The organism is Nonomuraea sp. NPDC003707 (assembly GCF_053587055.1).
Genome location: NZ_JBSFNK010000018.1, coordinates 126,603 through 135,908, shown reverse-complemented (window position 1 = coordinate 135,908; position 9,306 = coordinate 126,603). Strand labels below are relative to the sequence as shown.

The following is a 9,306-nucleotide window of genomic DNA, read 5'->3' as shown; positions in this document are numbered from 1 at the left end:
GGAGAGGGCGGGCCGAGCCGGAGAGGGCGGGCCGAGCCGGAGAGGGCGGGCCGAGCCGGAGAGGGCGGGCCGAGCCGGAGAGGGCGGGCCGAGCCGGAGAGGGCGGGCCGAGCCGAAGGCTCTGGGGGTGAAGGCTCTGGGGGTGAAGGGCTGGGGTCAAAGGGCTGGGGTGAAGGCCCTGGGGTCGAAAGGCTGGGGTCAAAGGGGCCGGGGGGTGGAGGCGCTGGGGGTGGAGGCTGGCCGAGAAGGCGCTGGCCGAGAAGGGATGAGGTGGGGGGCCATGAGACGGGGGGATCGGGTGGGAGTGAGGGTTATGAGGTGGGGGTCAGGTGGGCGCGGACCAGGAGGGCGGCGCCGGCTACGGCGGCGGGCATGGCGATGACCGCGACGAACGGCACCAGGAACAGCAGGAATCCCACCACCCCGAACCCCAACGCGCTGGCCTTGTTCGCGCGCAGCAGCGCGAAGCGTTGCTTGCGGGCCATCCCCCGCCGCTCCAGCGCCAGGGTGGTGAGCTCCACCGTCAGGAAGAAGCCCGAGACGAGCGCCCCGAGCACCGGCACCACCGTCTGGCCGACCACCGGAACGAAGCCCAGGAAGAACAGCGGGATCGTGAAAAGGAGCACGTAGAACAGCGTGATCAGGCTGTCTCTGAGCGAGCGCGGCAGGGTGCGCCACCACGGCTGCTCGTCGGCGTCCGGAAGCGGGTCCACCTCGGCCGACAGCCGTTCGTAGAACGGCTCCCCGATCGCCAGCGTGAGCGCGGTGAAGGTCAGTACGGCCAGCGCCAGCCCTCCGAGGAACAGCAGGATCCCCACCAGCGTCCTGAACAGGTCACGCCAGCCCCACGACTCCGCGAACGGCGTCAGGAACGCGGCCAGGTCGGTGGCGTGCGTGCCCAGTAAGATCAGCGCCGCGACGTACACCGCGAACGCGATCAGCGCCGGGATCAGCCCGAACAGCCACCACCGCCCATGCCTGGCGACCCACCCCAACCCCTGGAAGAAGAAGCCGACGCCGGACGTGAAGTCGCGCAGTGATCGCATGCCCGGCAGGCTAGCGCCAGAACGACGTCACCGCGTAGCCCAGCTCCGCGAACAGGTCGTGCAGCAGCGGCAGCGAGATGCCGATCACGTTGCCGTGGTCGCCTTCGATGCCCTCGACGAACCAACCGCCGCGCCCGTCGATGCTGAAGGCCCCGGCCACGCTGAGCGGCTCCCCCGTCGCGATGTACGCGGCAATCTCCTCGTCGGACGGTCGGCCGAAGCGGACCACGGTGGTGGCGACCTGCGCCGCCTGCTTGCCCGCGGCCACGTCGATCACGCAGTGACCCGTCACCAGGCGTCCCGTGCGCCCGCGCATGAGCCGCCACCGCTCGGCGGCCTCCTCAGGCGTGGCGGGCTTGCCGTACGGGCGGCCGTCCAGCTCCAGGATCGAGTCGCAGCCGATGACCAGGCCCTCGTCGAGCCCGTTCGCGACCGCCTCCGCCTTGGCCTTGGCGAGCACGAGGCTGAGTGCCGCCGGGGTGTGCGCGGAGAACGAGTCTTCGTCGACGCCGCTGACGATCACCTTGGGGTCGAGCCCGGCGCTGCGGAGGAGGGCGAGGCGGGCGGGGGAGGCTGAGGCCAGAACGATCACCGCATAAGCCTACCGTTGACCTGCGCCGCGTCATTCACCAGTCGGGGTTGGAGGTGCCGGGGGCCACCTCGTGCGGGTCCCCCTCCTCATGACCGTCCGGGGCGCCGCGACGGCCCACGGTGCCGGCGTCGGGGCCGTTGTCGGGGCCGTTGTCGCGGCCGGTGCCGGAGCCGTTGTCGCGGCCGGTGTCAGGGCTGATGCCGGAGGGCGGGCGGGACTCGTACGGTCCGCCCTGCGCGGGCACCCCGCCGCCGAAGACGGCGTCCAGCAGCCCCTGGAGCAGCTCGCCCAGCTCCCCCGGGCAGGCCGGCTGCTCGCGGTCCAGGTCGTCGGCCAGAGCGCCCGCGTTCATGCCGCGGCTCTCGGCCCGGTTGGCGAGCAGGGACATGATCATGGGCGCGACGAGGGGCAGCAGCCTCATGATGATCCCCGGGTCGACTCCGGCGAACCGCGCCAGCGCGTCCGCGGCCTCCTCCGTTCCCTGGCCGCCCAGGACGTGGCCGAGGATGTTGTGCCCGTCGCGGGTCAGCGAGGCCACGTCGCCGGTGAAGGGATCGGTGTCCACGTGGTCGTCCAGGGCCGCGCGCAGGGCGTCGGCGCCGTCCGGGTGACGGGCGTTGCGGGCCATGCCCCCGACGATGACGCCCGACACGGCCTCGACCACGTCGCGGGCCATGGTCGTGTCCGTGCCGAGCATCCCTGCGATCTGCTCCAGCCCTGAGTCTCCGAGCTCGGTGAGGAGCTCGTCCGTCAGTGTCACGACAGTCCCCCGATCGTTGTTCCGGGAGAGCTGCCCTGATCAGGGCCGGAGCAATGCCCGATTTGCGCTAATTCTCGGAAAAGCCGCTCACGGGGACGGGAGTGGCCGACGAGGCCAGGCCCGCCGCCGTGTATGCGCCGGCCTCGTCGAGCGTCTCGTGTTCGAGCAGGGCCTTCACGATGGCGTCGAGCTTGTCGCGGTTGTCGGTGAGGATCTGGATCGCGCGCTCGTAGCACTCGTCCACGATCCGCCGCGCCTCCTCGTCGACGGTGGCGAGCGTCGCGGGCGAGGCCTGCGGCTGCTGTCCGTCGTTGGGGAGGATGGTCAGCGGGCCGACCTTCTCCGACATGCCCCAGCGCCCGACCATGCCACGGGCGATCATGGTGACCTGTTCCAGGTCGTTCTCGGCGCCCGTGGTGATGACTCCGTACACGACCTGCTCGGCCGCCATGCCGCCGAGCGCGCCGGTGATGCGCCCGCGCAGGTACTGCTCGTCGTAGGCGTACCGGTCGGTGTCGGGGGTGGACAGCGTGACCCCGAGTGCCCGCCCGCGCGGGATGATCGAGATCTTCCTGACCGGGTCGGCGCCCGGCTGGAGCATGCCGAGCAGCGCGTGACCGGCCTCGTGGAAGGCGGTCCTGGTGCGCTCCTCCTCCGGCATCACGATGCTGCGGGCCGCGCCGAGCTGCAGCTTCTCCAGCGCGTCGGCGAAGTCGGACATCGTGACCTTCTCCTTGCCGCGCTTGGCGGCGAGCAGGGCGGCCTCGTTGACCAGGTTGGCCAGGTCGGCGCCGGTCATGCCGGGGGTGGTCTTGGCGAGCTGGTCAGGGCTGACCTCGCCGTCCAGCGGCACGCCCCGCGTGTGCACCTGCAGGATGGCGGTGCGGCCGGCCGCGTCAGGCAGCCCCACCTGGACGGTACGGTCGAAGCGCCCGGGACGCAGGAGCGCCGGGTCGAGCACCTCGGGACGGTTCGTGGCCCCGATGACGATCACGCCCTCGGCGCCGGAGAAGCCGTCCATCTCGGTGAGGATCTGGTTCAGCGTCTGCTCGCGCTCGTCGTGGCCGCCGAGGCCGCCGGCACCGCCGCGGGCCCGGCCGATGGCGTCGATCTCGTCGATGAACACGATCGACGGCGCCACCTTCCGCGCCTCCTCGAACAGGTCGCGCACCCGCGAGGCGCCCACGCCCACGATCATCTCGATGAACTCGGAGGCGCTGGCCGAGAAGAACGGCACCTTGGCCTCGCCCGCGACCGCCCTGGCCAGCAGCGTCTTACCGGTGCCGGGAGGGCCGGCGAGCAGCACGCCCTTGGGCAGCTTCGCGCCGAGCCTGCGGTATTTCCCGGGGTCCTTGAGGTAGTCGACGATCTCGACGAGCTCGTTCTCGACCTCATCGATGCCCGCGACGTCGTCGAACGTGACCCGCACCTGCCCGGCCTCGACCGGCTTGGCTGCCTTGGACTTGCCGATGCCGCCGAGGCCGCCGCCCATCAGGCTGGCGCCGCGGCGCATGACCCAGATCCACAACCCGGCCAGCAGCAGCACGGGCAGCAGCGAGAGCAGCAGGTTGGAGAAGAAGCCACGGGTGATCGGCTTGGAGGTGATCTCGACCTGGCCGGTGGACAACTGCTGGTCGAGCTGGTCGGTGTTGGCGAAGGCCGGGATCTCGGTCGCGAACTTCGTGTAGGACTCGTTGCTCTCGGGGTTCTTCGCCGCCGACCGCAGGTCGCCCTCGACGGACAGGCCCTGGGCGTAGATGTCCTTGACGTTCTTGGAGTTCACCTGCTTGGTGAACTCGGTGTACGAGATCGTCTCGACGGATCCGCTGTCGACGAACGACGACACGACGAAAAAGCCTGCGTACACCACGAGCAAGGTGACGACGAATCGCCACCAGTTGATCTTGGGCCGGCCTCCGGGCGTGCCGGGCAGGCCCTCCGAACGCCAGGGCGGCTTGCCCTTGCCGTTCTTCGGTGCCTGCGGCTGTCCCGAGCGTTCCACGGCGTCACTCCCCACATCGCCGCATACATGATCCTTTTAGCCTAGAACACGCACCCCGGCGACCACGCGGCTGATGTCACGCCACTGCTTGCGCTGCGAGTCAGGCACTGTGACGAACGCCAGCCCCGGCTTACTCATTCCCCCGTCCATCACGACGACGGCCGCCCGCGACTGATGCTTTCCGTATTTGACGCGATATACGAGCATCCAGCCGCGCTTGACGGGTTGCGAGGCGAGCCAGGTGATCCTGGAGCCTTCGGGGTGGTGGTTGAGCGTCCAGCGGGCCGCGAGCAGCGCCGTGTCGCGCGGGGACTTCTGCCGCATGATCGGGAGCGGACATGTGACGAACATCCCACGCAGGCCGGCGCGCGTCTTGGGGAGCACCTGCTTGGAGGTGAACGGCGCCGCGCCGTACGACTTCCACGGCTTGGAGAGGTTCGGCACCGCCAGCCCGATGCGCCTGTCCTTGACGATCTTCCTGGACGGGGAGGCCAGGGACATCCGCTTGATCCGGCCCGTCAGCTTGGGGACGCGCGGGTCGGCGTACAGGGCCTGCATGGCCGTGTAACCGGGCGCGAGCGACGGGCCGGGCGAAGGCGTCGCCTCCGCTGTGGGGGCCACAGACGGAGGAGCCGCAGACGGAGGAGCCGCGGTGGAAGGCGCGGTGGAAGGCGCGGTGGAAGGCGCGGGGCCGGACGAGGACGGTGCGGCCGGCGGCGCGGTTACCGGCCCCGCCGCGACCTCGTCCGGCCCTGACGGGAGCACCACGACCAGCGTCGCGGCCGCGGCCGCGACCAGGCCGATCGCGGCGAGCCCCCGGTACACCACCCGCATCCGGATATCTCCGATACGGGAGCGTTTGGGCGGAGAAGCAGGGGTTCCGGGCCTCGCCGCGGTCCTCACTTGGGAACCCTTGATCTCTTCTTCCCCATCGAGCACGAGCGGAGCGTACGACATATCCAGCCATTGCGCCTTGGAAGCTACCGAAGTGCAATCATGGACGACGTGGAACAGGTTGAGCTGCGATTCGACCACGCCGCGCGAGCGGCCCAAACGCACACGAACCTCTCAGCGATCCGGCAGGGCTCCGCCGGGCTCTGGGTGGCCGGCGACGAGACCGCGACCTTCGAGCACCTGACATGGCTGGGCGACCATTTCGGCGCCCAGCGCACGTTCCCGCTGGCCGACTACGTCGAGCTGCCCGCGGGCCCCGAGGACGAGGCCGACATCGAGGGGCTGGCCCGCGCGAACGGCTACCTCTGGCTGGTCGGCTCGCACAGCCTCAAGCGCAAGAAGGTCAAGTCGAAGGACCCGGAGAAGGCCGCCGATCGGCTGGCCACGGTGGTCAGGGAGGAGAACCGGTTCATCCTGACCCGGCTGCCGCTCCACGACGAGACTCCGGGCCCTGGAACGATCCTCGCCGGCGGGGACAACCTGACCACGCACATGCGCGACGACCGGCACCTGGCGCCGTTCCTGGAGCTGCCGGGCAAGGACAACGGGCTCGACGTCGAGGGCATCGCCGTCGTGTCCGAGCGGATCTATCTCGGGCTGCGCGGCCCCGTGCTGCGCGGCTGGGCGGTGCTGCTGGAGCTGCGGATCGAGGAGGCGGGCAGGTCACGGCTGCGGCTGCGGGAGCCGTACCGCAAGCACTTCCTGGACCTGGGCGGGCTGGGCGTACGGGACCTCTGCCCGGACGGGGACTCGCTGCTGATCCTCGCCGGCCCGACCATGGACCTCGACGGTCCCGTACGGATCGTGCGCTGGCGGCCCGGCACCAGGCAGGGAGTCGTTCCCGAAGGCGAGCTGGAGACGGTGATCGAGCTGCCCTACGGCGTGAAGTGCGACCACCCCGAGGGGCTGGCGCTGCTGGACGACGGCAGGATCATGGTCGTGTACGACAGCCCGTCGCCCGCGCGGATCACCCCGGCGGGCGGCGTGCTGGCGGACGTCTTCACGATCTAGCCACGCGTCCGCGCAACCAGGACGCCTCGGCCACGAACGTGCACGAGCCCGGCTCGATCTCCGTGAACCCGGCATCGCGCACCACGGGCAGCCCCGCGGCGGCCATGGCGTCGAAGTCGCCCTGGGAGGCCGCGGTGCGCACGGACACCGCGAGACCGCGGGCGCGCCAGGCCTCCCGCTCGGCCGCGTCGCTGGCCCACCAGGCGAGCTGGGCGGCGTGCCCGGCCTGCGCCATGGCCTTGCCCGCGGACATGGCCAGGCCCGGATTGGCCCACAGGACCGGCGGCTCCGCGGGCGGCGGATCGGCGGTGTCGCTCAGCTCGGTGCCGCCCACCTGCAGCCGCGCGAGGTCCCGCGGCCAGCCGTCGAGCGGCACGGGCGGATGGACGCGCACCTCGGCCGTACGGTGCTCGACGGTGCGCCCCGGCAGCGCGACCGCCCTGCGCCACTCGGCGCCCCTGGCCCGGCGGACCACCTTGCGGATCTTGCCGGTGGACTCCCAGGAGTGCAGCTCGGCGGCCCACTCGCCGGGGTCGTCCAGCAGGCTCAGCACGGCCATGGCGGCCGCTTCCAGCGCGTCGGTGCGTTCGGGAGGCGCGGCTCTCTCGATCCTGACGACCAGCGGCAGGACATAAAGCTCAGAATTCATCGCCCTCTAGCATGCACGATGGCCATGGACATGCCCGCGGCGAGGAGGCACAAGGCGCCGGCGCCGTACCAGGCGAGGTCGTAATTGCCCAGGTGGTCGCGGGTGAGCCCGGCGGCGACGGCGGCGAACGCGGCCCCCACCTGGTGCGAGCCGAACACCCACCCGAACACCACGGCTCCGTCGGCCCCGTAGATCCGCCGGCACAGCGCCACCGTGGGCGGCACGGTCGCCACCCAGTCCAGCCCGTAGAACACGATGAAGATCAGCATGCTGGGCTCGGTCGTGGCCGCGAACAGGCTCGGCAGCACCATCAGGGAGAGCCCGCGCAGCGCGTAGTAGACGCCGAGCAGCACCTTGGGGTCGACCCGGTCGCTGAGCCAGCCGGACGCGATCGTGCCCGCGATGTCGAAGATCCCGATGACCGCCAGCAGGCCGGCGGCCACGGGCTCGGCCATGCCGTGGTCGTGCGCGGCGGGGATGAAGTGGGTGCCGACCAGGCCGTTCGTGCTGGCGCCGCAGATCGCGAAGCCGCCGGCGAGCAGCCAGAACGGCCGGGTCCTGGCCGCCGAGGCGAGCACGGTGACCGCCCTGACCGCCGCGTTCACCTTGCCCGGGGGCGCGGTGCGGACCGCGTCCGGTTCCGCGCCGAGCGCCGTCGTGCCCACGTCGGCGGGGTGGTCGCGCAGCAGCCACCACACGAACGGCGCCACCGCCAGCGCCGCACCGGACACGGTCAGCGAGGCGAAGCGCCACCCCGGCCCTTCGGCGAGCTGGGCCAGCACGGGCAGGAAGATCAGCTGCCCGGTGGCGCCGGCCGCGGTGAGCACGCCCGTGACCAGCCCGCGGTGCCGGACGAACCAGCGGTCCACCACGGTCGCGGCGAACACCAGCGCCATCGAGCCCGTCCCGAGCCCGACGAGCACGCCCCAGAACAGCAGGAGCTGCCAGCTCGCCGTCATCAGCACGGTCAGGCCGCTGCCCGCGGCGATCAGCAGCAGCGCGAGGGAGACCACGCGGCGCATGCCGAAGCGGTCCATCAGGGCGGCGGCGAAGGGGGCGGTCAGGCCGTAGAGCACCAGGTTGACGGAGACCGCGAGGGAGATCGTGCCGGCCGACCAGCCGAACTCCTCCTGCAAGGGGGTGATCAGTACGCCGGGGGTGGCGCGGAACCCGGCCGCGCCCAGGATCGCCACGAAGGCGACGGCCGCCACGAACCAGGCCCGGTGCAGGCGGCGCGTGGGGGCGGTGGTGCTCAACGTCATGCGCCAATCCTGCTTTATCCCCTTACAAGGTCACGAGTGGCCGGATGGTCAATATGTGAAAGAATTCGGCCATGACACATCGCGTGGCAGTCGTCGTGCTCAACCACTTCGCCACGATCGATCTCGGCGTGCCCGGCCAGGTGTTCGGGACGGCCGAGACGGCGGACGGCGAGAAGTTGTACGAGGTGGTGACCTGCTCGGAGGGGCGGATGCCGGTCCGCTGTTCGGCGGGCTACAGCGTGCTGCCCGACCACGACCTCGACGTCCTCGACACCGCCGACACGGTCGTGGTGCCCGGCATCCACGCGGGCCGGGCACTGCTCGACGGGACGATCTCGGACACGCTGGCCGCGGCGCTCCGAGGACGGCGCAGGATCTTGTCGATCTGCACGGGGGCGTTCGTGCTGGCGGCGGCGGGCCTGCTCGACGGGCGCCCGGCCACCACCCACTGGCGCGAGGCCGACCGGTTCGCCCGGCTCTTCCCGCAGGTCAAGCTCGATCCCGACGTGCTGTACGTGGACGACGGCGACGTGCTGACCTCGGCGGGCGTGGCGGCCGGGCTCGACCTGTGCTTCCACGTGATCAGGAACGACCACGGCAGCGAGGTGGCCAACCGCGCGGCCCGCCGCTGCGTCATGCCGCCGTGGCGGGACGGCGGCCAGGCCCAGTACATCGACCGGCACCTGCCGGAGGCGGGCGGCGGCACGGCGGCCACCCGCGACTGGATGCTGGCCCACCTGGAGCGCCCGCTCGACCTGACCGCGCTGGCCGAGCACGCCAGGATGAGCGTGCGCACGTTCACCAGGCGCTTCCGCGACGAGACCGGCGTGAGTCCGGCCAGGTGGCTGAACGGCCAGCGGGTCCAGCACGCCAGGCACCTGCTGGAGACGACCGAGCTGGGCGTGGAGGAGGTGGCCAGGAAGGCGGGGTTCGGGACGGCGGTCTCGCTCCGTCAGCATCTGCACGCGGCCGTGGGAGTTTCGCCGCTGGCGTATCGGCACACGTTCCGGCGACTCTGATTCTCCGGCAA

At 71.3% G+C, this 9,306-nt stretch carries 9 protein-coding genes; 2 read left to right on the top strand and 7 right to left on the bottom strand.

All coding sequences use genetic code 11. The features are described 5' to 3' along the window. Positions 1-311 precede the first annotated feature (311 nt). From ACWDRB_RS38125 to ACWDRB_RS38105, 5 genes are all read right to left on the bottom strand, one after another. Positions 312-1,046 (bottom strand): EI24 domain-containing protein, encoded by a 735-nt coding sequence (locus ACWDRB_RS38125; RefSeq protein ID WP_355204747.1) that lies wholly within the window; start codon positions 1,044-1,046, stop codon positions 312-314. Between the two features lie 10 nt (positions 1,047-1,056). Next, positions 1,057-1,638: a Maf family protein gene (locus ACWDRB_RS38120; protein ID WP_449902122.1), complete on the bottom strand. Its 582-nt coding sequence runs from the start codon at positions 1,636-1,638 to the stop codon at positions 1,057-1,059. Between the two features lie 34 nt (positions 1,639-1,672). Beyond that, positions 1,673-2,398: a DUF937 domain-containing protein gene (locus tag ACWDRB_RS38115; protein ID WP_449902119.1), complete on the bottom strand. Its 726-nt coding sequence runs from the start codon at positions 2,396-2,398 to the stop codon at positions 1,673-1,675. A 67-nt stretch (positions 2,399-2,465) separates the two neighbouring features. Further along, positions 2,466-4,400, bottom strand: coding sequence for an ATP-dependent zinc metalloprotease FtsH (gene ftsH / locus ACWDRB_RS38110; protein WP_350741801.1), 1,935 nt, complete (start codon positions 4,398-4,400; stop codon positions 2,466-2,468). A gap of 36 nt (positions 4,401-4,436) precedes the next feature. After that, complete coding sequence (locus ACWDRB_RS38105; protein WP_449902116.1) at positions 4,437-5,234, bottom strand: hypothetical protein; 798 nt, start codon at positions 5,232-5,234, stop codon at positions 4,437-4,439. A 162-nt stretch (positions 5,235-5,396) separates the two neighbouring features. Between ACWDRB_RS38105 and ACWDRB_RS38100 the strand changes: the two genes are divergently transcribed. Further along, positions 5,397-6,365, top strand: coding sequence for a DUF3616 domain-containing protein (locus ACWDRB_RS38100; protein ID WP_449902114.1), 969 nt, complete (start codon positions 5,397-5,399; stop codon positions 6,363-6,365). Here ACWDRB_RS38100 and ACWDRB_RS38095 read toward each other — a convergent pair. After that, on the bottom strand, positions 6,355-7,014 hold the full coding sequence (locus ACWDRB_RS38095) for an aminoacyl-tRNA hydrolase (protein ID WP_363966379.1): 660 nt from the start codon (positions 7,012-7,014) through the stop codon (positions 6,355-6,357). The genes ACWDRB_RS38100 and ACWDRB_RS38095 overlap by 11 nt on opposite strands. Beyond that, on the bottom strand, positions 7,011-8,276 hold the full coding sequence (locus tag ACWDRB_RS38090) for an MFS transporter (protein ID WP_449902111.1): 1,266 nt from the start codon (positions 8,274-8,276) through the stop codon (positions 7,011-7,013). Before ACWDRB_RS38090 ends, ACWDRB_RS38095 begins: the two co-directional genes overlap by 4 nt. 71 nt (positions 8,277-8,347) lie before the next feature. Between ACWDRB_RS38090 and ACWDRB_RS38085 the strand changes: the two genes are divergently transcribed. After that, complete coding sequence (locus ACWDRB_RS38085) at positions 8,348-9,295, top strand: GlxA family transcriptional regulator (RefSeq protein ID WP_397372239.1); 948 nt, start codon at positions 8,348-8,350, stop codon at positions 9,293-9,295. The last annotated feature ends 11 nt before the right edge of the window (positions 9,296-9,306 follow it).

Bases quoted from the DNA above. Each gene is read 5' to 3' on its own strand.
- ACWDRB_RS38125 (WP_355204747.1), bottom strand. From the start codon at position 1,046: ATGCGATCACTGCGCGACTTCACGTCCGGCGTCGGCTTCTTCTTCCAG.
- ACWDRB_RS38105 (WP_449902116.1), bottom strand. From the start codon at position 5,234: ATGCGGGTGGTGTACCGGGGGCTCGCCGCGATCGGCCTGGTCGCGGCC.
- ACWDRB_RS38100 (WP_449902114.1), top strand. From the start codon at position 5,397: ATGGACGACGTGGAACAGGTTGAGCTGCGATTCGACCACGCCGCGCGA.
- ACWDRB_RS38095 (WP_363966379.1), bottom strand. From the start codon at position 7,014: ATGAATTCTGAGCTTTATGTCCTGCCGCTGGTCGTCAGGATCGAGAGA.
- ACWDRB_RS38090 (WP_449902111.1), bottom strand. From the start codon at position 8,276: ATGACGTTGAGCACCACCGCCCCCACGCGCCGCCTGCACCGGGCCTGG.
- ACWDRB_RS38085 (WP_397372239.1), top strand. From the start codon at position 8,348: ATGACACATCGCGTGGCAGTCGTCGTGCTCAACCACTTCGCCACGATC.